Annotated in this window: 21 protein-coding genes; 5 read left to right on the forward strand and 16 right to left on the reverse strand. The window is 40.1% G+C overall.

What is annotated here, in order from left to right; all coding sequences use genetic code 11:
* Positions 1-50: 50 nt before the first annotated feature.
* Together ABXG83_RS04985 and ABXG83_RS04990 are read right to left on the reverse strand one after the other, a co-directional pair.
* Positions 51-890, reverse strand: a complete 840-nt coding sequence (locus ABXG83_RS04985; protein ID WP_353550385.1) for an alpha/beta hydrolase — start codon at positions 888-890, stop codon at positions 51-53.
* A gap of 77 nt (positions 891-967) precedes the next feature.
* Positions 968-3,466 (reverse strand): M14 family metallopeptidase, encoded by a 2,499-nt coding sequence (locus ABXG83_RS04990; protein WP_353550386.1) that lies wholly within the window; start codon positions 3,464-3,466, stop codon positions 968-970.
* Positions 3,467-3,591: 125 nt separating this feature from the next.
* Between ABXG83_RS04990 and ggt the strand changes: the two genes are divergently transcribed.
* From ggt to ABXG83_RS05010, 4 genes are all read left to right on the forward strand, one after another.
* The gene (gene ggt, locus ABXG83_RS04995) at positions 3,592-5,313 is read left to right on the forward strand and encodes a gamma-glutamyltransferase (RefSeq protein ID WP_353550387.1); all 1,722 of its coding nucleotides are present in this window, start codon (positions 3,592-3,594) and stop codon (positions 5,311-5,313) included.
* A gap of 10 nt (positions 5,314-5,323) precedes the next feature.
* On the forward strand, positions 5,324-5,869 hold the full coding sequence (locus ABXG83_RS05000; RefSeq protein ID WP_353550388.1) for a DUF1572 family protein: 546 nt from the start codon (positions 5,324-5,326) through the stop codon (positions 5,867-5,869).
* Positions 5,870-5,878: 9 nt separating this feature from the next.
* On the forward strand, positions 5,879-6,457 hold the full coding sequence (nudK, locus tag ABXG83_RS05005; protein ID WP_353550389.1) for a GDP-mannose pyrophosphatase NudK: 579 nt from the start codon (positions 5,879-5,881) through the stop codon (positions 6,455-6,457).
* 208 nt (positions 6,458-6,665) lie between these two features.
* Positions 6,666-11,351: a translocation/assembly module TamB domain-containing protein gene (locus tag ABXG83_RS05010; protein ID WP_353550390.1), complete on the forward strand. Its 4,686-nt coding sequence runs from the start codon at positions 6,666-6,668 to the stop codon at positions 11,349-11,351.
* Here the strand turns inward: ABXG83_RS05010 and ABXG83_RS05015 are convergent.
* The 14 genes from ABXG83_RS05015 to ABXG83_RS05080 all read right to left on the reverse strand — a co-directional run bounded on the left by ABXG83_RS05015 (position 11,345) and on the right by ABXG83_RS05080 (position 23,941).
* Positions 11,345-12,898 (reverse strand): glycosyltransferase family 39 protein, encoded by a 1,554-nt coding sequence (locus tag ABXG83_RS05015; protein ID WP_353550391.1) that lies wholly within the window; start codon positions 12,896-12,898, stop codon positions 11,345-11,347. The genes ABXG83_RS05010 and ABXG83_RS05015 overlap by 7 nt on opposite strands.
* 42 nt (positions 12,899-12,940) lie before the next feature.
* Positions 12,941-13,360 carry a type II 3-dehydroquinate dehydratase gene (gene aroQ / locus ABXG83_RS05020; RefSeq protein WP_353550392.1) on the reverse strand — a complete coding sequence of 140 codons (420 nt, stop codon included), beginning with the start codon at positions 13,358-13,360 and terminating at the stop codon, positions 12,941-12,943.
* A gap of 77 nt (positions 13,361-13,437) precedes the next feature.
* Positions 13,438-14,544: a glutamine-hydrolyzing carbamoyl-phosphate synthase small subunit gene (carA, locus tag ABXG83_RS05025; RefSeq protein ID WP_353550393.1), complete on the reverse strand. Its 1,107-nt coding sequence runs from the start codon at positions 14,542-14,544 to the stop codon at positions 13,438-13,440.
* A 157-nt stretch (positions 14,545-14,701) separates the two neighbouring features.
* A complete protein-coding gene (rplQ, locus tag ABXG83_RS05030; RefSeq protein ID WP_353550394.1) occupies positions 14,702-15,229 on the reverse strand; it encodes a 50S ribosomal protein L17 in 528 nt (175 codons plus the stop codon).
* 120 nt (positions 15,230-15,349) lie between these two features.
* The gene (locus ABXG83_RS05035; protein ID WP_178886680.1) at positions 15,350-16,351 is read right to left on the reverse strand and encodes a DNA-directed RNA polymerase subunit alpha; all 1,002 of its coding nucleotides are present in this window, start codon (positions 16,349-16,351) and stop codon (positions 15,350-15,352) included.
* Positions 16,352-16,472: 121 nt separating this feature from the next.
* On the reverse strand, positions 16,473-17,078 hold the full coding sequence (gene rpsD, locus ABXG83_RS05040) for a 30S ribosomal protein S4 (protein WP_353550395.1): 606 nt from the start codon (positions 17,076-17,078) through the stop codon (positions 16,473-16,475).
* Between the two features lie 150 nt (positions 17,079-17,228).
* Positions 17,229-17,639 carry a 30S ribosomal protein S11 gene (gene rpsK, locus ABXG83_RS05045; protein WP_178886682.1) on the reverse strand — a complete coding sequence of 137 codons (411 nt, stop codon included), beginning with the start codon at positions 17,637-17,639 and terminating at the stop codon, positions 17,229-17,231.
* A 176-nt stretch (positions 17,640-17,815) separates the two neighbouring features.
* Complete coding sequence (gene rpsM, locus ABXG83_RS05050; protein WP_353550396.1) at positions 17,816-18,196, reverse strand: 30S ribosomal protein S13; 381 nt, start codon at positions 18,194-18,196, stop codon at positions 17,816-17,818.
* A 64-nt stretch (positions 18,197-18,260) separates the two neighbouring features.
* Positions 18,261-18,377, reverse strand: coding sequence for a type B 50S ribosomal protein L36 (gene ykgO / locus ABXG83_RS05055; RefSeq protein ID WP_026774906.1), 117 nt, complete (start codon positions 18,375-18,377; stop codon positions 18,261-18,263).
* 67 nt (positions 18,378-18,444) lie between these two features.
* Positions 18,445-18,663, reverse strand: a complete 219-nt coding sequence (gene infA, locus ABXG83_RS05060) for a translation initiation factor IF-1 (protein WP_026752042.1) — start codon at positions 18,661-18,663, stop codon at positions 18,445-18,447.
* 128 nt (positions 18,664-18,791) lie between these two features.
* On the reverse strand, positions 18,792-21,590 hold the full coding sequence (locus ABXG83_RS05065; protein ID WP_353550397.1) for a hypothetical protein: 2,799 nt from the start codon (positions 21,588-21,590) through the stop codon (positions 18,792-18,794).
* 96 nt (positions 21,591-21,686) lie between these two features.
* Positions 21,687-22,091 carry a hypothetical protein gene (locus ABXG83_RS05070; protein WP_353550398.1) on the reverse strand — a complete coding sequence of 135 codons (405 nt, stop codon included), beginning with the start codon at positions 22,089-22,091 and terminating at the stop codon, positions 21,687-21,689.
* Between the two features lie 143 nt (positions 22,092-22,234).
* Positions 22,235-22,615 carry a DUF1801 domain-containing protein gene (locus ABXG83_RS05075; protein ID WP_353550399.1) on the reverse strand — a complete coding sequence of 127 codons (381 nt, stop codon included), beginning with the start codon at positions 22,613-22,615 and terminating at the stop codon, positions 22,235-22,237.
* A gap of 168 nt (positions 22,616-22,783) precedes the next feature.
* Entirely contained in the window at positions 22,784-23,941 is a 1,158-nt protein-coding gene (locus ABXG83_RS05080; protein WP_353550400.1) for a homogentisate 1,2-dioxygenase, read from the reverse strand.
* A gap of 198 nt (positions 23,942-24,139) precedes the next feature.
* Between ABXG83_RS05080 and ABXG83_RS05085 the strand changes: the two genes are divergently transcribed.
* Positions 24,140-24,634 carry a metallophosphoesterase family protein gene (locus ABXG83_RS05085; protein WP_353550401.1) on the forward strand — a complete coding sequence of 165 codons (495 nt, stop codon included), beginning with the start codon at positions 24,140-24,142 and terminating at the stop codon, positions 24,632-24,634.
* Position 24,635: the final 1 nt, after the last annotated feature.

Here is a 24,635-nt window from a genome sequence, read left to right on the forward strand (position 1 = left end):
ATGGCAGATACAAGATACGACTCACCGTTTACACAAAAATCGGTGAATGATTAGAGCTTTAACAAAACAGCTCTTACTGTTTTATAGTGGCTCCAGGGTATGAAATGGTTGGCTCCGGGAATGGTAAGCGTGTCCATTACAGCGGCATTCTTCAAAGCTTTTACCCCAAAATCAAGATTCGCATAAGGCACAAGGATATCTTTATTTCCATGAACGATATAGACCCTCTCTTTGATGGCATCCATTTGTGGGGCAAGTTGCCGTAGATCTTTCTTCAAATACCACAATTCATCATTGGATGGACGCATGGCTCCCGGCACAAGAAACTTCAGTGGATTGTTCATGAACAACGGACGCCACCTCTCCGGATTTTCTTGTTTCGGATCAATGGATCCTGCCAGAATAACCAAGGCATCAAAGTATCCGGGTCTGTCAACCGCCAATTGAATGATCAAGGGACCACCCAATGAATGACCTACAAGATAAACCGGTTTTCCATTCTTCTCTTTTTCGAACAAGGGTTGAATGATCATAGACTGATCTTGCAAATTCATAGCGTCACCAAAATCACTGTACCCAAAACCCGGACGATCAATAGAGATCATCCGATATTTTTTTAACAGCAATGAATCGCGCATAAAAGCTTCAAATGCATCCCATGCTCCCGGTGAGCCGTGAACAAAAACAATAGTAGGCAATGTGTCATGACCTGTTTTGGCATAATGCAGGGTCCTGCTGTTTACTTTCAGTCGTCCGATCTTTAATGCCACTCCAGCTTGTTTGAACTTTTCAATCGCTTGCTCATCGCTGATCCTGAATTTCATACAGCTCTGAGCCATGATCGTCCACAAACACAAAAGAACCAGTATGATCATACCTGTTCGTTTCATTCTTAGCTTGAATTTACTTTGTGGCATAGTAGGGTTGATCAATATAAAAGGCCGGATTAAATCCGGCCTTTTGAGTGTTATTGTCCTGCTAAGAAAACAGCATTGGAGAATAAAAGTTTACCATTCTCCCAGAAATTCCGGAACAATGGATTATCAGATAAATAAACCACGGATCCGCCTCCCATATCTTGAACACCGAAGAGCATACCGTCTTTCAACTTACTCTTCACTTTATATCCTGCGAAACCTGTTACATATGCGTCTTTCTTCAACACACCTACATTCCAGCCACCCTTCATGAATTCATAAAGGATGCCATCTTGCTTAAGGGTATAGTAGAAATCAGGATATCCAAAACCTAATGGATGTGTATTGTCCAGATCCATTTTATAAATCGCACCCGGGATGGAATTAGGCAGATAACTTCTTTCGCGATCGCCATATTTTTTCACATCCAGATACTCTCCTTTTTCATCATCCTTGTCTGTCTTTTGTTTCAAGCCCCATTCAGCAGCCATCTGACCAACTGCATTTTCTAAAGCGATGATCTTTCCGCCTGAACGAACAAATTCTTTCAAACGATCGGCCGTTGCTTTATCAGATAATGCACGGATGAATCCATCTGGCACGATCAATACGGTGAAATTTTTAAGATTGACTCTTGCTATATCTCCTCCATTGATCAGCGTCAAAGGATAATCCAACTGCTTATCAAAGAAATGCCATATCTCTCCTGCTCCAAGTGAAGAAGTTCCTTCACCTGTCAGCAAAGCTACTTTCGGCGCACTGCTGATGATCTTTACATCCGGAGAACCCATATCAGAACCCTGATCCATAAATCCTGTCTCTACTGCATCTGCCTGTACATTGTGTTTAATACAAGCTGCATTGGTTATAGCTGCCCAATTCACTGATGAATTGCTGGTCTTCAAAACAATCAATGTTCCTCTTTCATAATTTTTAGTACCATATTTAAATGGTTTTTCTGCAAAACGAACTTTTACATTTTGCTTCAATAAATCCGCCAATACTTTGGCACTATTAAATGATGTATAAGGAATCAATAATCCATAAGAAGTATTCACAGGGGTAACAGATGTTGACTTCCAGTCATTGGACAGATCCAATTTTTCTTTTACAGCATATCCTTTTACACCATATGCATAGGGTACAGACCATGTTGTAATATCATAAGTGTTAGAGTCTGTTACTACAGTTCTCGGTTCCAGCAATACCTTGGCCAATACAGCTTTGGGTTGCGCAGCACTTACTGCGATATGCAATCCTTCATCAGCGAAAGCTTCTTGCTTACCGGTGAAATAATTAAATCCGCTAAAGTTTTTATTACTAAGTGTTCCCCACTCAATACCATTTTGTTCTAGCAATTTGATGACCGCATTTAATTTATTCTGATCTTTTGAAGTGAGTACATAAGTTTTATACTCACCGATCTTACCACTTCTGCTATCATCAAAATATTTTTTGAACTCACTCATTAATTTCTGCTGATGCTTACTCGCAGTTTCCACTGTAGATAATCCGGTAGTGAAATGATGAGTGGCACGATCTACCAATGTAAGTGTATCGCCATCTTCGTTCACAACAGCCAACCCACCTCTGCTATGTCCACCTTGCTCATAGGTCATACCAATTGCACCGTTATAAACAGGATAGGTATCACCATAGGAAGGATACAATAGATCGAATCTTTCTTTGGTAAAGAATAACCATCCGTTTTTATCAAAGTAAGAAGCATTGTTTCTACCAATGAGCACTTGAAAATCTCTCTGCCATGGAGTAATGACTTCATGAAAAGGCTCTGCAGCCGGAGCAAAATAATAAGGTTCATTATACCCTTGTTCATGAAAATCCACATGTACTTGTGGCAACCATGCATTGTATTTTTTTAAACGCTGCTGGGTTTCTACTTGTGTTTGCCATGCCCAATCACGGTTCAGGTCAAAGTTGTAATGATTACTTCTTCCTCCAGGCCAAGGCTCTGCATGTTCACGAGAAGAAGGATCTGCATTCATATCTTTTCCTACCACAGAATTGAACCAATTCACATAACGATCTCTTCCGTCTGGATTGATACATGGGTCGATCACAACTACTGTATTTTTCAACCACTCTTTGGTAGCGCTGTTAGAAGGATCCACCAATGCATGAATCATCAATAATGCCGCTTCAGAAGAAGACGGTTCATTACCATGTACATTATAACTTAACCAAACAATTGCCGGTGCATTTTCTACTATGGGGGCGGCCTTGTCTTTGGTAACACCCGCCAAACGAAGATTATTCAAGCGAATTGCTTCCAATCGCTGCATATTTTCAGGAGAACTCACAAAAGCAAGCATTAGTTCTCTGCCCTCATTGGTCTGACCATAGGACTCGATCTTTACCATTTCAGGACGGGCTTTTGCTACCGTGTTAAAATACTCAACGATCTTGTAGTGCCGTGTATAACGGGTACCTACTTTGTAACCCAGATAAGCTTCAGGACTGGGTACATTTTGAGCTGTGACTGATACAGACAATACCAGAATCACCAGAATGGATAATAATGATTTCATATTCAATATAAATGAGTGGTGAATGTAGCGAAGAAATAGAGGTCACGGAAAAGATTGGTTCATTTTTTTATACAGATCGGATCATATCGGGGTTGGTTTTGTGCAAAAACGCCTAATTTTCACTTATGAAAACAAACGTTTTATCATTTGTATTTCTTTTCCTCTTATCGGCTGTACAGGCACAAAAAGTTGTGTCTGTAGTTGGACCCGGAAAAGCCATTAACCCTTATAAGTATACCATTACAAAAAAGGCTACTTATACAAAAGCTGCAGTATCCAGTGCACATCCGCTGGCTAGTCAGGTGGGAGCCGTGATCATGAAACAAGGTGGCAATGCTTTTGATGCCGCTATTGCAACACAATTGGCTTTGGCCGTGGTATATCCGGGTGCCGGCAATCTGGGTGGTGGCGGATTTTTACTTGCCCGAAGAAGCAATGGAGAACTGATCGGTTTAGATTATCGCGAAGCAGCACCTGCAGCGGCTTCTAGAGATATGTATCTGGATCAACAAGGCAATGCGAATATTTCATTATCACAAAATGGACATCTCGCTTCCGGTATTCCCGGAACAGTGGCGGGTTTATTTGCTACAATGCCTTATGCCAAACTTCCCTTTGCAAAATTGGTACAACCCGCTATTGATCTTGCAGAAAATGGATTTGTTCTTACGGAAAGAGAAGCGTCTTCTTTGAATAGCACGCGTGAAGCTTTTCTGAAATACAATACCCGACCTACTGCCTTTACCAAAGAAGGTAAATGGAAAGGCGGTGATACTCTTGTACAAAAAGAATTAGCTGCAACACTCAGAAGAATGCAAAAAAATGGAGCTGCCGGATTTTATGAAGGAGAAACCGCTAAGCTCATCGTAGAAGAAATGCAACGTGGTAAAGGCATCATAACAATGGATGACCTAAAAAATTATACCGCCAAGCTCAGAGAGCCTATCAGATTTAATTATAGAGATCATCAGGTCATCAGCTTCGCACCACCAAGTAGCGGCGGAATACTCATTGCGCAGATGATGAAAATGATCGAAAAATTCCCGGTCAATAGTTATGGCTTTCAAACAGCTGCCAGCGTTCAACTGATGATCGAAGCAGAGAGAAGAGCTTATGCTGATAGAGCAGAACATTTGGGTGATCCTGATTTCTGGAAAGTTCCTGTTGATGCACTGATCAGTGAAACATATTTATCCGCAAGAATGAAAGATTATGATCCGAACAAAGCAGGTGTCAGTACCCAGATTAAAGCAGGCACTGTCACAGAAAGTGAGGAAACAACCCATCTCAGTGTTATTGATGCAGCAGGAAATCTTGTAGCCGTTACGACTACCCTTAATGGAGGATATGGCAGCAGAACAGTTGTAGGGGGTGCCGGTTTTTTATTGAATAATGAAATGGATGATTTCAGCGTAAAACCAGGCGTACCAAATATGTATGGCGCATTGGGTGGCGAAGCAAATGCGATCGTACCGGGAAAAAGAATGTTGAGTTCTATGACCCCTACTTTAATGCTCAAAAACAACAAACCTTATCTAACCATTGGCACACCGGGCGGAACAACCATTCCTACTTCTGTATTCCAGGCATTGGTAAACCTGATTGATTTTAAAATGGATTTGGATGAAGCAATCAATAAACCAAAATTTCATCATCAATGGTTTCCTGATGAAGTTGTGATTGAAAGAGACTTTCTTGCCGATACCAAGAAGCAATTGGAAGCAATGGGATATAGAGTAAAAGAAAGAAGCGCCATAGGCCGCACAGAAGGAATCAGAATTTTACCAAATGGTCGAAGAGAATCTGTTGCTGATAAAAGAGGTGATGATTCTGTAGCTGGATTTTAAAAACATACACATGCAAACATTCGGAGAAGGATTCCTGAAAGACTGTATCAAAAGATTCCGATACTATAAAGAATTAGGTGATAAAACATTTGAACAACTCAAAGAGGAAGACTTTTTTTACCAGCCTAATTTATCAAGTAACAGTATTGCCATCATCATTCAACATATGTATGGAAATATGTTGAGCCGATGGACCAACTTCCTAACAGAAGACGGAGAAAAAGACTGGCGAAAAAGAGATGCAGAATTTGAAGCAATGTCAATATCACGCGAAGACCTATTGTCATTTTGGAATGAGGGTTGGAAATGTCTGTTAACTACACTTGAAAGTCTGCAACCAGATGATCTTATGAAGACCGTAACCATCAGAACAGAGCCGCTATTGGTATATGACGCTATTTTAAGACAACTCGCACATTACCCATATCATGTCGGACAAATTGTGTACATCGGTAGAATGATTCGAGACAATGAATGGAGCTCTTTGAGTATCCCCAAGGGAGAAAGTAAGATCTATTTAGACAGCGTAAAAAAAGCCCAACAAAATAAACAATAGCACCACCTCATGCAACGAAATGTCGAGATCATTCGAACAGATATTTTATCAGATAACTGGTATATACTGAAACGAATCGAATATGAAATAACCGATGGACAGGGTAATAAAACAAGGCAACTAAGAGAAGCGTATGACCGTGGTAATGGGGCTGTGATCTTGTTGTACAATCAAGACCAAGGAACCGTTATCCTTACCCGTCAATTTCGTTTACCCACATTTATCAATGGTAATGCCGATGGAATGCTGATCGAAGCCTGTGCCGGATTATTGGATAAAGACAACCCTGAAAATTGTATCCGGCGAGAGACCGAGGAAGAAACAGGATACCAGATCAAAGATGTGAAAAAGGTCTTTGAAGCCTATATGTCTCCGGGATCTGTTACAGAAATCTTATATTTTTTTGTAGCTGCCTATACAAAAGAGATGAAAATAACAGAGGGAGGAGGTATTGAAGCAGAACAGGAAAATATTGAAGTGCTTGAGTTGCCTTTCACAAAAGCCTTAGAGATGATTGAATCCGGAGAGATAAAAGATGGCAAAACCATCATGCTCTTACAATATGCCCAGATACATCGGTTATTATGAGCTATTTTGTCATTATTTTAGATGACCGCAACGCCTTTTGGTATTGAATTTGCACAGAGGAAGCTATTACCTAAATTTGTATTAAACTGATCCGTTTCTGAAGCGATTCCTGAAAATATTAAGATATACCCTGCTCGTCATCATTGCGCTTATCCTTGTCATTTTCATAGCCATTCAAACAGAATATGTCCAGAATAAATTGGTAAGGATGGCGACCAATCGCATCTCAAAGTCGCTGGGTACCGAAGTGTCCATTAAACATATCAGTATCGGCATCCTGAACCGATTGAATCTGGAAGGCTTAATGGTCAGAGACCGGTCAAAAGATACACTGATTTATGCCGGCGCATTAAAAGTTCGAATCACTGACTGGTTCATACTGAAAGACAAGGCCGTACTACGATATGCAGGATTGGAAGACGCGGTTATCAAGATCAACCGAAAAGATAGCGTTTGGAATTACCAATACATCATTGATCATTTCTCATCTCCCACACCCAGTACAAAAAAGAAAGGAGGGTTAGCACTTGATTTGAAAAAAATCGACTTGCGAAACCTGCGTTTTACCAAGAACGATCAGTGGGTCGGAGAAAAAATGAGTGTACAGCTGGCCAGCTTGATCATTGATGCCAATCGTGTTGATCTCAATAAAAGCATTTTCATAATTGATGATATCAAGCTACACAAACCTTTATTTGCCATACAGTCTTTGCCGGCTTTGCGTCCTGATTCACTGCGAAAGAAGAACAAAGCTAACGTTGATACAGGAATGTATTTTAATGCAGGAGATATCCAAATCAAAACAAAACAACTAAGGATCATCGATGGCAAATTATTCATTGATGGAAATAGCAATACCCCATCCAATAATTTCGACGGTTCTCATATACAGTTGAGTAAGTTGAATGGAACTTTCAAAAACCTGTCATTCATTAAAGACACCATCCGGGCAGATATTGATCTTTCTGTAAAAGACAGAAGCGGTTTTGAGTTACAAAAACTAAAAACCAAATTCCGTTTTACCCCACAGATCATGGAGCTGGCTTCATTGGATCTGCGCACAAATAAAAGTCGAATTGGCAATTATTATGCTATGAAATACACCGATTTCAATAAAGACTTCGGTGAATACATAGATAAAGTAGTGATGGAAGCCCGATTCAGAGAGGCAAAGATCAGTAGTGACGATATTGCATATTTTGCACCCGAGCTAAAAAACCTGAAAAGAAATATTGATTTAAGTGGAAACTATTTAGGTACTGTCGCTGATTTTACCGCTACAAATCTCTATTGCAGGATCGGCAACAATACAAACCTCTCCGGCACATTGAGCATGAAAGGCTTACCGGATATCAACACAACGCAGATCTCACTTACTAAAAGCGTCGTTTCTACTAATTATAATGACCTGCTAAGTTTTATCCCAGCATTAAAAGATATCCGAGATCCTAATCTTGCCGAATTAGGAAATATTATTTACAGGGGAAATTTTAATGGCACCATTCAAAACTTTGTTACATCAGGTGTATTCAGCACTGCACTAGGTGGACTTACTACTGATATTAGTTTGAAACTTCCATCTAAAGGAGAACCTAGTTATAAGGGGAAAATTGAAACAGCCAGATTTAATATTGGTAAGTTTTTAAACACCAATACACTCGGATTAGTCAATTTCAAAGGGAGTATTGAAGGAAGCAGTTTCAATATCGATCTGTTAAAAACAACACTCAACGGGACTATTGATTCATTACAGTTTAATGGATACACTTATTCAAATATTGTCACCAATGGAACTTTTCAGAAAAAATCATTTGCTGGTGAACTTGAAATAGATGATCCGAATCTAAACTTTACCAATTCTGTTGTCATTGATCTTTCAAAAGATGTTCCCAGCTTCAATATTGTGGGTGACCTTGTACAGTCTAACTTAAAAGCGCTGAACTTTGTCAAAGAGAATATTGAGATCACGGGTCTGCTTGATGCCAACTTCACGGGTACCAATATTGATAATTTTAAAGGCACTGCAAAATTCCTGAACGCATCGATCAAAGATGAAACCAATAAGATTAGTTTCGACTCTTTGAATTTGAGCTCGATTCAAAATGACAGTATCAAAATATTAAGTGTTGGCAGTAATGAATTAAAAGCCACCATAAGCGGACAATTCAGCATTCTTGAACTACCTGCAAGCATTCAGTCATTCCTCCATCACTATTATCCCGTTTATATTGCCGAGCCTAAAGTGATTCCACAGAACCAACGGTTCGACATTAAGATCAATACCAATTATATAGAGCCTTATCTACAAATATTCACAAAAGGTATCAGTGGATTCAATGATGCATCGCTTACGGGAAGTATCGACACCCGAAACAGTGACTTAAAAATATCCGCTAATATTCCTTATGGTCGCTTTGACAAGTATGGATTCAATGGTATTCAACTCGAAGGCAGAGGAAACCTGGATACGATCTCTCTGAATGGCAACATCACCACGATTACAATCAATGACAGTTTGAATTTCCCGAATACGAATCTTTCAGTGGTTGCTAAAAATGATCATTCACTTATCTCTATTAAGACCAGCGCAGATAATACTTTGAATGAAGCCAGTTTAAATGCAGATGTAGTCACGTTAGAAGATGGAGCCAGAATTCAGTTCCTACCCTCTTCGTTTGTTCTGAATACAAAAAAATGGAATCTTGAAAGAGAAGGCGAGCTAATTCTTCGGAAAAATTTTATCAAAGCAACCGACGTAAAGTTTACACAGGGCTTTCAGGAAATTCAAGTAGAAACAGAAGAAGAAGATGGCGGTAATACCAATAACCTTGTCGTGAGATTAAAAAATGTTGTTTTAGGAGACTTAACAACGCCATTCATGAAAGATCCCAGACTGGAAGGTATTACCAGCGGAGAGATCACCATGCGCGACTTTTTCGGACAATTCAATGCAGAAGCCATATTGAAGGCAGAACAATTTCGTTTCAATGATGACTCTATAGGACTTGTCAATATTAAATCAGGATATAATAGTAAGACAGGATTGATACCTTTTGATATTCAATCTGCGAATAAAGGTTTTGATTTCAGTGCGAAAGGATCCTACAATTTGAAAGATTCCATTCAACAACCACTGTACACAGATATTGACTTAAGAGATACCCGTATTCATTTATTGAACCAGTTTCTGACCGGACTATTCTCCGATTTAAAAGGACAGGCAAAAGGAAAATTATCCATTAGTGGAGATCCGAAGAATCCTACTTTATTAGGAAAAGTAAAGTTGTACAATGCCGGACTAAAAGTTGATTATACGCAAGTGTATTACACTATCGATTCAGCTAATATCAATTTTGAAGAAGATGGAATTGATTTCGGGCAATTCACGATTAAAGATCAGTATAAAAATACAGGTACTGTAAAAGGAAAATTATACGAAAGAGGGTTTAAGGATATGGCTTTTGATTTTGACCTATCCACGAATAAGTTATTATTGATAGATACAAAGCTGGAAGACAATCAACAATTTTATGGAAAAGCCATTGGCAGGGTGAGTACGTTTAGTTTAAAAGGACCGGAATCCAATGCAAGAATGACGTTGGTAGCTGAATCAACAGACAGTTCGCATATTTATATCCCTAATTCAGTTACAAGAGAAAGTGGAAGTGCAGATTTTATTGTGTTCAAAGAGTATGGAACTGAGATGGTGAACACAAAAAATAAGTCAGGATTCAATTTAACTGTTGATCTTGATCTAACAGCTACCAACAAGACAGAGATTGATGTGATCCTCGATGATCTGACCGGTGACGTAATCAAAGCAACCGGTAATGGGCGTCTGAAAATTCGTGCCGGTACAACCGAACCTTTGAGCATAAGGGGTAGGTACAATATTGAAAAGGGGAACTATGATTTCAATTTCCAGTCCTTTATCAGAAAGCCATTCGAACTGATGCCGGATGCCGGAAATTATATTGAATGGACAGGAGATCCTTTTAAAGCGGATATCCGTATTGATGCGCAGTATACAGCAGAAAGAATTGCTTTATATGATCTGGTATCGAATCTGAATTTAAGTGGTGCGGTGCAGGGTTATCGCGGGGAAGTATATGTTATTGCTGAATTGAGGGATAAGTTAACAGCACCTAAAATTCGTTTCAGACTTGACTTCCCGCAAGGTAGTCCGATCAAAAGTGATAATGAGCTGTCACAATACCTGAATCGTCTTCAGAATGATGAGAACGAAATATTAAAGCAGGTATCATTTCTGATCGTATTCAATACGTTTGCTCCACCGAGTGTTGGTAATGGAGGAGGCAATGCCGCTAATAATTCATTAACCACAATTGGAGCAAATACTTTATCACAAATATTGACGAAAGAGATCAATAAAATGTTCTCTAACTTTTTATACAAATTAACCGGTGATAAAAGTTTACGATTTGATCTCGGAACATCATGGTATAGTAATAATGAAATCACCAGCAGTGTTGCAGGTGGTACATTGAATAATAATACAATTGACCGTTCACGTGTAAACTTTAAACTGGGTAAGAGTTTCTTTCAGGATAAGATGATTGTAACATTTGGTGGTGATCTCGATTTTAATGTGAGTAACTCAGCTGCTATAAAAAATGGGAATTTTCAATGGCTCCCTGACTTGAACGTAGAGTTTATACTATCAAAAGATAGAAAGCTCAGGGCTATCCTATTCAATAAGAATAGTCTTGACATTTCCAATACCGGTGCAGGTGGTATCGGAAGAAGAAATCGGTTTGGAGCCAGTATCTCTTACAGAAAGGATTTCGATAAATTATTTGCTACCAAGCCCGACGATATTGTCTTCAAATCCGCAAAAGACACTACACAAAAAAATCCTTCGGGAGGTCAGTGAGTTGATACCACCGGAAGTTGTGCAGTAGCATTTGGCTTAGCACTTCTCAAACGATAGACATAAAAATAGCGAACCGTCTTCCCTCCTCTTTTTTGATTGATCACAACAGGCGAATCTATATTATCAAAATAAGCCCCCATCGTTTTATTTACATCTACAGGCAAATTAGAAGGCAATATGTAATACGCATCTCCTCCCTGCTGTAAGGCTTGTCGCTCCTGATTCAACCAAACAAATTTGTGAAGATCTTGTAATTCACCCACGCCCAATAAATTAATACCAGTAGTGCGTGCTGTATAAAATTCAAGGTGCCCGCCCGGAAACCACTTATTCACGACTAATGGATCTGAAGCTTTCATCGTACCTGCTACAATATCTGCTTTACGCAGTGAATCAAAAGAAGTACTAAAGTCTTTCCATCCTGACATATCCAATGTTGGACAATACTCACCATAATTCTCTTTTTGCTGACTGCCGAAATTGATAGGAGAAAAACGTATCAGCACAGTTCCAGTAATTAAAAATATCAACACAAGTCCTAAAGATGCTTGCAATATGATCGGCACATTTCTAGTCGTTCTTTTTTCCAGATACATAGCCGCTACAAAATACAAGGGGATATAAGCAGGTCCTGCCCAGTGTGGTAATGTGGGATTGAACAATGCTACTGTCCAAAAAATGAGTATCATAGGAATACTCATCCATCCCAACCAAAGTCTGATCCTTTTTCTTGCAAAACGAATTCGATTTGTAATAGCAGCAAATAAGCCGATCAGTATTAGGATAAATAAAAATGGATGTTGATACAAAGCTTCTCCAACTATTTCTTGTCCTAACATATCCCAACGAAGGGAGGTATTACTTACTCTTTCTGAATGAAAACGATAGGTGATGAAATCATTTTGGTAATTCCAATAAAAGATGGGGAAAATACAAATGAGCGTGATGAGAACGCCTAGGTACAATCTCCAGTTTGTGAGCCATTGAATCCGACTAAACAATAAAAAAGCACCAAAACCTGCCCACAAATACAAACCATGAATTTTACTCAATGCAGCCAATCCGATCATTAAACCTAGCAATAGCCATATACTTAGATTTTCTTCTTCACGCTTGAGAAGTAAATGAGCCATGATATACAAAGACGCTGACCAGAAAAGCATCTGAGGAGAATCCGGAAGGATAAAAAGACCTGCGATAAAGCCTGTGTAAATAGACAAGGTATAGATCCAGGCTGCCAACCAACCTAGTCGTTCACTATCCAATAATTTTCCCAACTTGAAAATGATCCATGTAGCAAAGCCTGAGCAGATGATCGCACCGGAACGTATGGTAACTTCATTCACCCATGATAGATTGAATGTGGTTAACCTGATCAACCAGCCGACCATTGGCGGATGATCAAAATGATTCCAGTCAGACTGTATTGCATAAGTCCAATAATATACTTCATCATTACCCAGCTCCAAAAAAGCCGCAGCCAACAGCTTTATGATGGTGCTGATGATGATCAGCCAAAAAACCTTTCTGCTATATTGTTGATACATGATGTCGCTGAAAATACAAAGACCGTACCAGTCCTATCAGGATCATTGACTCATTAGCCAACGAATGGCCAATTCATATCCTTTCAAACCCAATCCAATGATACTACCTGCGGCTTTGCCTGAAACATGGGATAACTTTCTGAATTCCTCACGTGCATGTACATTACTGATATGCACCTCCACTACTGGTGCTTTCACTGCTGCAATAGCATCACCTATGGCAACAGAAGTATGGGTGTATCCGCCCGGGTTTAGAACGATACCATCAGCATTAAAACCAAATTGTTGAATGGCATCAATAAGTTCGCCTTCAATATTGCTCTGAACATAATGGAATTCAACTGCAGGGAATTGATGTTTGAGTTCTTTGTAAAAGTCTTCGAAACTTTGAGTCCCGTAAACAGATGTTTCACGCTGACCCAAGAGGTTCAAATTCGGACCATTGATGATGGCGATCTTCATGTACCGAAGTTAATAAAAAATGGTCACAGATGTATGTAACACACTGTGACCATAATCTTATACAGTTAGGCTGCTTATTAATTCATTCTTTCTTTGATCATAGAGATAAAATCATCAAACAGATAACGGCTATCATGTGGACCAGGTGTACTTTCCGGGTGATATTGTACGCTGAATGCTGGTTTATTCTTCAATCTGATACCTTCAATAGATTGATCATTGAGATTTATATGTGTGATTTCAACCTCAGCATGATTTCTTACTGCATCAGGATCAACACCAAAACCATGATTTTGGGTTGTAATCTCACATTGACCGGTGATGATGTTCTTCACAGGATGATTCAATCCACGATGACCATGGTGCATTTTAAAAGTTGGTATCCCATTGGCCAGCGCAAGTAACTGATGCCCTAAGCAGATACCAAATACGGGTTTATCTTCTTGTAAGAGGCTTTTTACTGTATCCACTGCGTAATCCATCGCGGCAGGATCGCCAGGGCCATTAGAAATGAAATATCCGTTGGGATTGAATTCTTTCAATCTACTCACAGGTGTTTTTGCAGGATGCACACGCACATGCGCTCCACGATCAACCAAACACTGGAGGATATGACGTTTGATACCAAAATCCAATACCGCCACTTTCAATGGTGAATTAGCATCCCCCATTTCATATTCTTCTTTCGTACTCACGGTACTAGCCAATTCTAATCCATCCATATCGGGAACATCAGCCAGCATTTTTTTCAAAGCGTCTACATCGAGGATCTCTGAAGAAATGATACAGTTCATCGCCCCTTTCGCACGGATATGTGTCACCAGAGCACGGGTATCTACATTATCGATCGCTACGATCTGATTGGCTTTCAGGTAATCATTCAGATTACCATTGGCTTGTATACGGCTGTATTGTTCTTCAAGGTTGCGTGAGATCAACCCATGGATCTTAACACTATCACTTTCCACATCAGAATCCTTTACGCCATAATTACCCACATGAACGCTATTCATGATCACGATCTGACTGGTATAACTTGGGTCTGTGAACACTTCCTGGTAGCCGGTCATTCCGGTATTAAAACAGATCTCTCCCGTTGCAGTACCGACTTTACCGAAAGCATGTCCGTAAAAAACATGGCCATCGGCCAGTACTAGAATTGCGGGTTGTTTGGTTTGGGGCATGGTTGTTTGCTGTTTAACGATGCAAAAAAAAGGTTTGTTGATTAAAACTGGTACAAGAAGTTTCTCACATCAGTTCGGAGCCGTTTGGAATCAGGTCAGACATAAAAAAAGCAAGACGGTTAAGTCTTGCTTTTTGATATAAAAAACATCTTTCCAATTATTCAGCTGTTTTTTCGGTTGATTCTTCAGTAGCAGGTGTTTCAGCAACTGGAGCTTCAGCAGCAGGAGCAGCTTCAGCTTTCTTAGTTGCACGGCTACGACGAGTTTTCTTAGCAGGTTCAGCAGCTTGCGCAGCACCCTTACCGTAGATCTCATTGAAGTCTACCAGTTCGATCATCGCTTTCTCAGCGTTATCGCCCGGACGAATACCTAACTTCAGAATACGAGTATAACCACCTGGACGGCCAGCTACTTTCGGACCTACTACTGTGAACAGTTCTTTCACAGCGCTTTTGTCTTGCAGATAGCTGAATACCACTCTATGCTGATGCATGATGGTTTCTTTGTTATCAGACTTTTTGGTTTTGGTGATCAGAGGCTCAACGTAGGTTCTCAGTGCTTTAGCTTTAGCCAAAGTAGTAACGATACGTTTGTGTGTGATCAATTGACTAGCAAGGTTTGCCAGCAATGCTTCCCTGTGTGCTTTCTTACGACCCAGGTTGTTGATTTTGTCTCCGTGACGCATGACTTGTTGTTTTTATACCCTGCACCGTGTCAGGAATTGCAGAGTGTGAGTAATAGCTTTCGGCTACAAGCTTCAAGCTGCAAGGAAATTACTTGTGGCTTGAAGCTTATAGCTTACAGCTTAATTGTCTAAGTTATCCAAACCTAATTTATTCAGATCCATTCCGAAGCTCAGACCGCGCTCAGTTAATACCTGCTCAATTTCAGAGAGGGATTTCTGACCGAAGTTTCTGAATTTCATCAGGTCTTCTTGTTCGTATTGAACCAATTCGCTCAAGCTGTTGATCTTAGCGGCTTTCAAACAGTTGAAAGCACGTACAGAAAGATCCAGATCTTCAAGCGGAGTCTTCAATACTTTACGCAGTTGTAATACATGCTCATCTACCACATCTTCTTTCTTATCTTCTTTGTTATCGAAAGTGATGTTTTCATCGGTAATGATCATCAGATGCTGGATCAGGATACGAGAAGCCTGTTTTACAGCATCTTCCGGATGAATGGTACCATCGGTAGCAACTTCCAGGATCAGTTTTTCGTAATCGGTACGCTGCTCCACACGATAGTTCTCAATACCGTATTTAACGTTCTTGATCGGTGTATGGATAGAGTCGATAGCAATATATCCGAAAGGAGCATCTTTAACTTTATTCTCTTCAGCAGGAATATAACCACGACCACGAGAGATCGTCAGTTCGATATCCATTTTAGCAGAAGAATCCATGGTGCAAATCACTAATTCAGGATTCATCACCTGGAAATGTTGAGAAACCTCACCCAGCATACCGGCAGTAAACTCTGTACGGTTCTTGATAGAGAGGCTAATTCTTTCATTGGCTACATCATGCTCAACATGCTTTTTAAAACGTACCTGCTTCAGGTTCAGGATGATTTCAGTAACATCTTCTGTTACACCTTTCATGGTAGCAAATTCGTGGTCTACACCTTCGATCTTGATACCTACGATCGCATATCCTTCCAAAGAGCTCAATAATACACGGCGAAGTGCATTACCAATGGTCAGACCGTAGCCTGGCTCTAATGGACGAAATTCAAATTGACCTTCAAAATCAGTTGCTTTTTGTAAAACGATTTTGTCTGGTTTCTGGAAGCTTAATATGGCCATATTAAAACTTGATTTTTTACTTGATGGTGGCGGAACCCATTATTGGTTTCCGAATATTGATAAGTCAGTAGTGAGTAATGAGTAGCGAGTAAAACACTCACCACTCAATACTACCTACTTACTATTTAGAATACAATTCTACGATCAGTTGCTCCTTGATGTTCTCAGGAACATTCTCACGCTCAGGATAGGTAATGAAAGTACCTTTCTTCTCTGCTTCGTTCCAGTCTAACCAGCTGAACTTAGGATTTTTACCACGAGTCTTGCTCACAATTGATGAATTGTCTGCACTCTTTGGCTTATACGCAATGATATCGCCCGGCTTACACTGGTAAGAAGGAACGTTCATTACTTCACCATTCACAGTGATATGCTTATGATTCACCAACTGACGTGCTTCAGGACGGCTAGCTGTTAAACCTAAACGGAAAACTGTATTATCCAAACGAGCTTCCAGGAGTTTGATGAGGTTTTCACCGGTAACACCTTTCAGACGAGCAGCTTCTTCAAAAGTCTTACGGAACTGACGCTCCAATACACCGTAAGTGTATTTTGCCTTTTGTTTTTCTCTCAGCTGTAATGCATATTCACCTAAGCTTTTACGCTTACGTGCTGCACCATGCTGACCCGGAGGGTTGCTGTTTTTACCTAACCACTTCGCATTACCGAGGATCGGCTCACCGAAGATTCTTGAAATTTTGGTCTTTGGACCTGTGTAACGTGCCATTGTTTTTTGTTTTTCGATTTTTTAATGACGATCCGGTATCCTAAAAATCTAAAATCAATACCGAACCCTATATAAGTTTGATGTGATGATCTTTGATTTTTTGATTGAATGGAATCAAATCAAAACATCAATAGATCAAAAATTCAAAGATTAAACTCTTCTCTGCTTAGGAGGTCTGCAACCATTGTGTGGCAATGGAGTTACGTCTTTAATAGAAGTAACTTCGATACCAGACTGAGAAATAGAGCGAATAGCTCCTTCACGACCGGCACCAGGACCTTTAACGAATACGTCAACACGCTTCAGACCAGCTTCCAATGCTACTTTTGCAGCATCAGCCGCAGCCATTTGAGCTGCATATGGAGTGTTCTTTTTAGAACCTTTGAAGCCCATTTTACCAGCACTGCTCCAACTGATCACCTGTCCGGTTTTGTTGGTGAAACTGATGATGATGTTGTTGAATGTTGCTGAGATGCGAACTTCACCTGCCGCATCAACTTTTACAACTCTTTTCTTGGCAGCAGCTTTTGCACTGTTCTGCGCTTTTTGTGGTTTTGCCATGTTCTTTTTTTGAGGTAATCGTCCCGATCAGATCGGGATTGTTATTTAATGAAAATTCCGCCTGAAGCGGAAACCGGTACACTCTCCTCCCCCAAGGGTATCGGGGTTATCCAAGCTGCATCGGATTTTTATAATGAAAGTCTGCCGAAGGGAAATCCATCCGGCAGACTCATCAATTATTTCTTAGGTGCTTTCTTCTTACCAGCAACTGTCTTACGCTTACCTTTTCTGGTACGGCTGTTGGTTTTAGTACGCTGACCACGAACAGGCAATCCTTTACGATGACGCAATCCACGGTAACAAGCGATATCCAATAAACGCTTGATGTTCATAGACACTTCACTACGCAAAGCACCTTCAACCTTGAACTCATTGTTAATGATGTTACGGATGGCAGTTTGCTCATCATCATTCCATTCATTCACTTTCTTATCAAAGTCAATACCTGCTTTGGTTAAGATATACTGAGCGGTTGAACGACCAATACCGAATATATAGGTCAGACCAATTTCGCCTCTTTTGTTCTTTGGTAAGTCAATACCGGCAATACGAGCCATATTCTGATTTTAATTTTAAACTTAGTTACTGATTCGTCAACTGTGAACAGTCAACAAATGTCAATTATCCCTGACGTTGCTTGTAACGGGGATTTTTCTTGTTGATCACGTACAATTTGCCTTTCCTCTTCACGATCTTGCAATCTGCACTACGCTTTTTGATCGAAGCTCTGACTTTCATTGCTTTATTATTTATCGCTTTACTGCTTCCGGCTTTCAGCAAGTGCCGTCAGCTTTCTGCAAATGATTTACTTATACCTGAAAATGATCCTTCCCCTGCTCAAATCGTATGGACTCATCTCTACTCCCACTTTATCACCAGGCAGAATTCTGATGTAGTGCATCCTCATTTTACCTGAGATGGTGGCCAGAATTTCATGACCATTTTCTAACTTAACACGGAACATAGCATTGCTCAGTGCTTCCAGAATTACTCCATCTTGTTTAATCAGCGGTTGTTTCGACATACTATTTTTGGGGCTGCAAAGATATTAGATTGCAATGGAAATATGAAAATTTCGGGGAAAAAATTCCCATTTTTGTGGAAAATGGGCTAAAATAATGACCCTGAACCCCTTATAAAGGCAAATATAGGCTATCGAAACAAGGCTACCGGCAATATTATCTCCCAATAATGGCTCCTGACTCCCCCCACCAACTGCTGGTCTAATAAATTGCTATAGCGCAACCCAAAAGTTACCGGCTCCTGATTCCACCAGCGCGTATCAAAGAAGAGTTCTCCTCCTACACTGCCAAAATTGAACCGCCTGCCCGTTCTTAGACTTTTCCCTATTGACAGATCATAAAAAGCATTCAGTCTTACTCGCTGGAAATACACCAACTGTCCAAAACCCCAATCCGGATAAGCGATCGGGAAATGATAATTCACCCCTAATTTGTACATCCTGGGCAGGTTGATAGCAGTGTAGCCTCTAGAAAATGGGAAATTATCTGAAAAATTATACCGGTTCAGGGTATCCCTGCGCTGAATAGCACCCGTTAGCACCAGGTTATGATTCCTATGTAGACCCGGCAAGTACAAAGTACCACTCACTAACATTTGCCATGCTTTATCACTGCCCAAAGTTTGCCGATATCTTGTCTGTATATTTTGTCCCCATCTCGGAAAAATATGCTGAACCGCTCTTTGTATTTGTCCTGCATAGATCATACGAATATCGATGTAATTGAAACTGGCATCCCTTAATAGGTTCTTCGCAATACCTGTCCAACTCACGGTATTCCGATTCAGCGTTGCCTGAAAAGTCAGATTACGGAATTGCTTTCCTTCTGTAAAATTGAAAGGCAAACGCAAACCGGCATATGCCTGCCATTCATTCCACTGCAGTGTTGTATCACGATTCAATCGAACAGATCGCTGCCAGGTTTGTGATGTTCCAAAAACAGGTTGCAAGTAGGTAGCACCGTAAACCCCATCATAGCTGATACGATGACTCTTTTCATTTTCATTATAAGTATAGGCCAACTCTGAAGAAAGGGTATTCAACACATTTTGCCCATACAATGTGAAAGAGTATTCCGGACGATCATAATAAGGTCTCCAGCTGTGAATATTCAACAACCGAAACGATTTTTGATACTTAGTCACCGGATAGTCACCACTTGCTTGTAATGACGCTCCTGTGATGGATCGCTGAATCGTTTCTCCTATGTACAATGGTTTCAATGCATCTGTGACATTGACTTTTTCCCATAAGGGCTGAAAACTTGCCAGCCGATAACCATCAGCTGTGAATGTAGATGCAATCACTTTTCCGTCTTTATTCAGCACACCCTGATAAACTCCGGTTGGATAAGAAGCCAATCTGTATGGAGATGTATGTTGGGTATTATCAATGAATGCCCACAACTCATCTCTGCCTTCATGTGTGGTACTGAACAACAATGTATCCCCTTGCAATTGCAAGAAACCAATGATGCGATTGGTAGGCTTTAATATTTCACGAGTTTCATTACTGCCATGCAAGTCGTTCCATATGATGCCCATGTCGCCATTTTTCTTTCGTACGACAACATATGCTGCTCTGTCATCTTTTGAAAATCGAGGATAGGAATAGAGTTCATCTTTTTTTGAGGATACTGTATCCATGTGTGAATCCGAAATATTCATTCGAATCAAAGCACTACCGCCCGACTCATCCATAGCTACTGCCAGTACTTTTGTTTTGTCTGTTGACAGATCCGGAGAGAATAACCGTGTTTTGGTTTTGATTGTCTTCAACTTCTTGCTATTTAAATCCAGCAATTTCAGTGAATGATATTCTACATTACCCCAACGAGCATCTGGTTGGTACGCTGTGTAAAGAATTTGTCCGTCACGATAGCTGAAATATGGATCTATAGCTATATCACGAACGGTTATTTTTTCTGAACTGCCATCTTCTTTTACTTTCACAAAGACAGGGATCTGCGAATAGCTGTTGTATAAAGCAATGATCGCGCCATCTTTCATCAAATAAGGAAACTGATAGTTGACCACATTATTCTTTTGCACTGCGGTGATCCACTGCGGCGCCGATACAGCAGATTGAGTCCACTGTGATGTATAAAAATCAAATGCATCATTGACAAATTTTTCGAAAGCAATACCTGTATGTTTCTTCACCGCTCCTTGAAAAGGATAGATCAATGATGAAAATCTAGCTGCATCATTGGTTACTTTTTGCCAGAGATCATTTCCATATTTATTCCGTCCATATGCTACCAATAAATAACCTAGATCATAATGATCAGGAACAAAATGTCGCAAAGAACCATTGCGCAATTTCATATAAGAATAGCGTCGGTTAGCAAAATGTAGTGATTGATACGCACTAAAGAATTTTGGTAACGTTCCTCTTCCTTGTCTAGTAAATTGTGTTTCTGTAAATACTGCATCTCCTTCAAAGAACCAATCCGGAACACTGGCCGCATTGGCTACAGCCTGCCCTTCTTCTCCCAATACTACGGATGCCAACTTTGATAACCCTTTATTGAAATTACTATACTGCTGTACATGTCTGAATTCATGTATGGCAAGATTTGACAACCAATCTGCAGCTCCCAGATTAAATGCATTTTGCGGGGCTGTTGTATACAACTCACTTCGAAAAGGTGCCAATCCAACATATCCATTTGATATCAGTGTGCGATGCTGTAACACCATACTGACTTTACGAAGCGAAGACCCTAAACTATTGCTGTTCCTTTGTTGTAAACCATGGATGATGCCTGCAACAGTTTTAGCCTGTTGCTCTTGTCCGGCAGAAAAAATTACACGAACAGTATCCGTATCAATCTGCTTCCATTTTTGAGAAGAAGGATTCCCCCCAAAACGCTGGGCAACAGATGAAGTAACAATAAAAAGGAAAAATAAGATCACCGGAAAACGCATGACAATGGATTTGTCAACAAGATACGTAATCCGCTTATTAAGGGATGGTTATGTAGAACCACAGAAGATCATGATGATCTTCTGTGGTATCCTATTTTACATGGGAGAACTGGTAAGATGAACTTTTGTCATATCCAAATACTGGTTCTGCAGTTGATGAACAAAATGAACATTGGGGTTATGTCTTCTGTCTTCTCGGTACCACATTTCCATCTGTGAGAAATCGCCTGCCTTCGGTGTTACAATTCTGAAAGAACCTTTCATATATTTTACCGAGCCATCATCATTGGGTTGCTTGGTAAAGCTGAGTTTCATCAGTGTGCCTTCATTGAGTGGAATTGCGTGAAGTTGATCCTGGCTGAACCAGAATTCCTGTACATCGGTTTGAACACAAACCTGTTTTTCGTCTCCGTTCAGGCGAACTACTTCTCCCTCCCACATTTTCCCTTCATACTCCGCCATTACATAGTCGCCGATTTTGATGTCGCTGAATTTAATCATATGGCAATTAGTTTTAGGACCATAAGTTAAGGAATTTTTGGATCAAAAAGAAGACTTTCAAAAACCAAACTTTTCTGTGTACCTCAGTGCTTTCAGTGGCAACTTTTTTATTGCCACTGAAAGCACTGAAGGGCACAGATGTATTATTTTTTGATTGATTTCTTTTTTGCTTGGGCTTTTTGTTCGTTTTCAAGTACCCTGAATTTCACGATCGTTGTGATGAGCTTCAACGGCAAGGGTTTATCTAATGGAAATTGTATTGCGCCTTTTGAAGTATGATAAGGCTTTAGTTCTTCCTGAAAATTTGCCACCCCTGAAGAAGACGGATAAAATCCAATATGATTTTTCATCGCTGCAAAGTATACAAGATTTCCATCCTGATAAAAGCAGGGCATTCCATAACTGATCTTCTCCACAGCCTTAGGAGCTGCTTTCTGGATCGTTGCACGCATGGTCAGCAACAGCTTCTGTTTATCAGCAGGAAAGTCTTTGATGTAGGTATTGATGTCGGGGTAGGATTTCATTAGTGTTTTTTTTAGTGAGTAATCAGTAGTGAGTATTGTTTAAAATATTTTTTGTGAATTGTGAATTATCAATGGTGAATGATGCATAAAGCTACTAACATAACCAACCTCTCAATACTCAATACTCACTACTGACTACTGACTACTCACTATTCACCATTCACAAAATCATTCTGCCCAACTCATCGTATATCCCGGATTTTCTATCTCTAAAGCCTCCACTGTAAGCTGCAATGGATGAAACGTATCTACCATCACTGCTAACTCCTGTGTTTCTTTTTTACCAATACTTTTTTCTACTGCTCCGGGATGTGGACCATGGGGTATCCCGGCCGGGTGCAGTGTGATCATTCCTCTGGTAACATTCTTACGACTCATGAAATCACCATCTACATAATACAATACTTCATCACTATCGATATTACTATGGTTATAGGGAGCGGGTATTGCATCAGGATGATAATCGTATAACCGCGGACAAAAACTACACACTACAAAATTGTGTGCTTCAAAGGTTTGGTGTACAGGCGGCGGTTGATGCACTCTTCCGGTGATTGGTTCAAAATCATGGATACTAAAAGCAAATGGATAACAGTATCCATCCCATCCTACCACATCAAAAGGATGATGTGCATAATGGAGTCCATACATGATCCCCTTTTTCTTGGTTTGAATCAGAAAATCACCTGCTTCATCAATAGTCAGGAGATGCTGAGGGGTTCTGATATCACGTTCACAGAAAGGGGCATGTTCCAATAGTTGTCCGTATTTACTGACATAACGCTTGGGATAACGGATCGGACTAAAACTTTCTACAATGAACAGTCGGTTATCCGGCGTATCAAATTTGATCTGATAAATTGTACCACGTGGTATCACCAGATAATCACCATAAGCAAAAGTGATTTGTCCGTATTGCGTAATGAGCACCCCAGTTCCTTCATGTACAAAGATCATTTCATCTGCATCAGCATTTTTGTAGAAATAATCTTTCATACTCTCCTTTGGCGCAGCCAATACAATATGGCAGTCATTATTCACCAGTACCGGTTTTCTGCTTTTGAGATAATCAGCTTCCGGCTTGATATTGAATCCTTCAAAACTGCGATGCTTCAACATTTTTTCCTCAGCCACTCGTGGCTGTACATTCACCGGCTCGTCTGTGTGAATGATCTGTGTGGGGGGATAATGATGATAGAGTAAGGAATAATCATTACTAAAACCTTCAGTTGAAAACAATTGCTCAGAATATAGTGAGCCATCATTCTTCCGAAATTGTGTGTGACGTTTATGGGGAATATTACCCAAAGTATGATAATGTGGCATAGAAACTTCGTTTAAGAATAAAGAATGAAGAGACAAGATACAGGATGGAGAAAGTGTCTCCGATTATTTATTGATTTTCGACTAATGCCAAAGAAAGCATGAGGAAATAATATTTCCACCTGCGCTTATCGATCCAATAAGTGAAATTTCGTTTAAATGGCATAGGTTGCAATTCCTTGAGTGAAATTAGTAAAGTTTATGAAGAAAATAGGGATTCTCTCAGATACACATGGTTTTTTAGACGAAGCAGTATTTCGTCATTTTGAGGATTGTGATGAGATCTGGCATGCTGGAGACTTTGGTAATGATGCACTGGCAGAGCAACTGCGTGGTTTCAAGCCTTTGAGAGGTGTTTGTGGCAATATTGATGGGCAAGATATCCGCTCGCATTACCCGGAATTATTACAATGGAATTGTGAAGGTGTTCGTGTGATGATGTTACATATTGGCGGCTATCCTCCCAAATACAATAGTCGATCAAAACCACTGATTCAACAATACAGCCCTCAACTATTCATTTCCGGGCACTCCCATATTTTGAAAGTCATGTATGATGATGTGTTGAATTGTTTACACATCAATCCGGGTGCAGCCGGGAAACATGGATGGCATAAAGTGAGGACCTTGGTAAGATTGGATATTGATGGCAATGAAATGAAGAACTGCCGTATCATTGAGTTAGGAGCAAGATGAA

This window comes from Sediminibacterium sp. KACHI17 (assembly GCF_040362915.1).
Lineage (GTDB): Bacteria > Bacteroidota > Bacteroidia > Chitinophagales > Chitinophagaceae > Sediminibacterium.

Excerpts from the sequence above, each read along its gene's own strand:
- rpsM (WP_353550396.1), bottom strand. The coding sequence starts at position 18,196 with ATGGCTCGTATTGCCGGTATTGACTTACCAAAGAACAAAAGAGGCGAA.
- ggt (WP_353550387.1), top strand. The coding sequence starts at position 3,592 with ATGAAAACAAACGTTTTATCATTTGTATTTCTTTTCCTCTTATCGGCT.
- rpsD (WP_353550395.1), bottom strand. The coding sequence starts at position 17,078 with ATGGCACGTTACACAGGTCCAAAGACCAAAATTTCAAGAATCTTCGGT.
- aroQ (WP_353550392.1), bottom strand. The coding sequence starts at position 13,360 with ATGAAGATCGCCATCATCAATGGTCCGAATTTGAACCTCTTGGGTCAG.
- ABXG83_RS05065 (WP_353550397.1), bottom strand. The coding sequence starts at position 21,590 with ATGCGTTTTCCGGTGATCTTATTTTTCCTTTTTATTGTTACTTCATCT.
- rplQ (WP_353550394.1), bottom strand. The coding sequence starts at position 15,229 with ATGCGTCACGGAGACAAAATCAACAACCTGGGTCGTAAGAAAGCACAC.
- ABXG83_RS05080 (WP_353550400.1), bottom strand. The coding sequence starts at position 23,941 with ATGCCACATTATCATACTTTGGGTAATATTCCCCATAAACGTCACACA.
- ABXG83_RS05035 (WP_178886680.1), bottom strand. The coding sequence starts at position 16,351 with ATGGCCATATTAAGCTTCCAGAAACCAGACAAAATCGTTTTACAAAAA.
- ABXG83_RS04985 (WP_353550385.1), bottom strand. The coding sequence starts at position 890 with ATGAAACGAACAGGTATGATCATACTGGTTCTTTTGTGTTTGTGGACG.
- ykgO (WP_026774906.1), bottom strand. The coding sequence starts at position 18,377 with ATGAAAGTCAGAGCTTCGATCAAAAAGCGTAGTGCAGATTGCAAGATC.
- ABXG83_RS05085 (WP_353550401.1), top strand. The coding sequence starts at position 24,140 with ATGAAGAAAATAGGGATTCTCTCAGATACACATGGTTTTTTAGACGAA.
- infA (WP_026752042.1), bottom strand. The coding sequence starts at position 18,663 with ATGTCGAAACAACCGCTGATTAAACAAGATGGAGTAATTCTGGAAGCA.
- ABXG83_RS05070 (WP_353550398.1), bottom strand. The coding sequence starts at position 22,091 with ATGATTAAATTCAGCGACATCAAAATCGGCGACTATGTAATGGCGGAG.
- rpsK (WP_178886682.1), bottom strand. The coding sequence starts at position 17,639 with ATGGCAAAACCACAAAAAGCGCAGAACAGTGCAAAAGCTGCTGCCAAG.
- ABXG83_RS05075 (WP_353550399.1), bottom strand. The coding sequence starts at position 22,615 with ATGAAATCCTACCCCGACATCAATACCTACATCAAAGACTTTCCTGCT.
- ABXG83_RS04990 (WP_353550386.1), bottom strand. The coding sequence starts at position 3,466 with ATGAAATCATTATTATCCATTCTGGTGATTCTGGTATTGTCTGTATCA.
- carA (WP_353550393.1), bottom strand. The coding sequence starts at position 14,544 with ATGCCCCAAACCAAACAACCCGCAATTCTAGTACTGGCCGATGGCCAT.
- nudK (WP_353550389.1), top strand. The coding sequence starts at position 5,879 with ATGCAACGAAATGTCGAGATCATTCGAACAGATATTTTATCAGATAAC.
- ABXG83_RS05015 (WP_353550391.1), bottom strand. The coding sequence starts at position 12,898 with ATGTATCAACAATATAGCAGAAAGGTTTTTTGGCTGATCATCATCAGC.
- ABXG83_RS05000 (WP_353550388.1), top strand. The coding sequence starts at position 5,324 with ATGCAAACATTCGGAGAAGGATTCCTGAAAGACTGTATCAAAAGATTC.
- ABXG83_RS05010 (WP_353550390.1), top strand. The coding sequence starts at position 6,666 with ATGGCGACCAATCGCATCTCAAAGTCGCTGGGTACCGAAGTGTCCATT.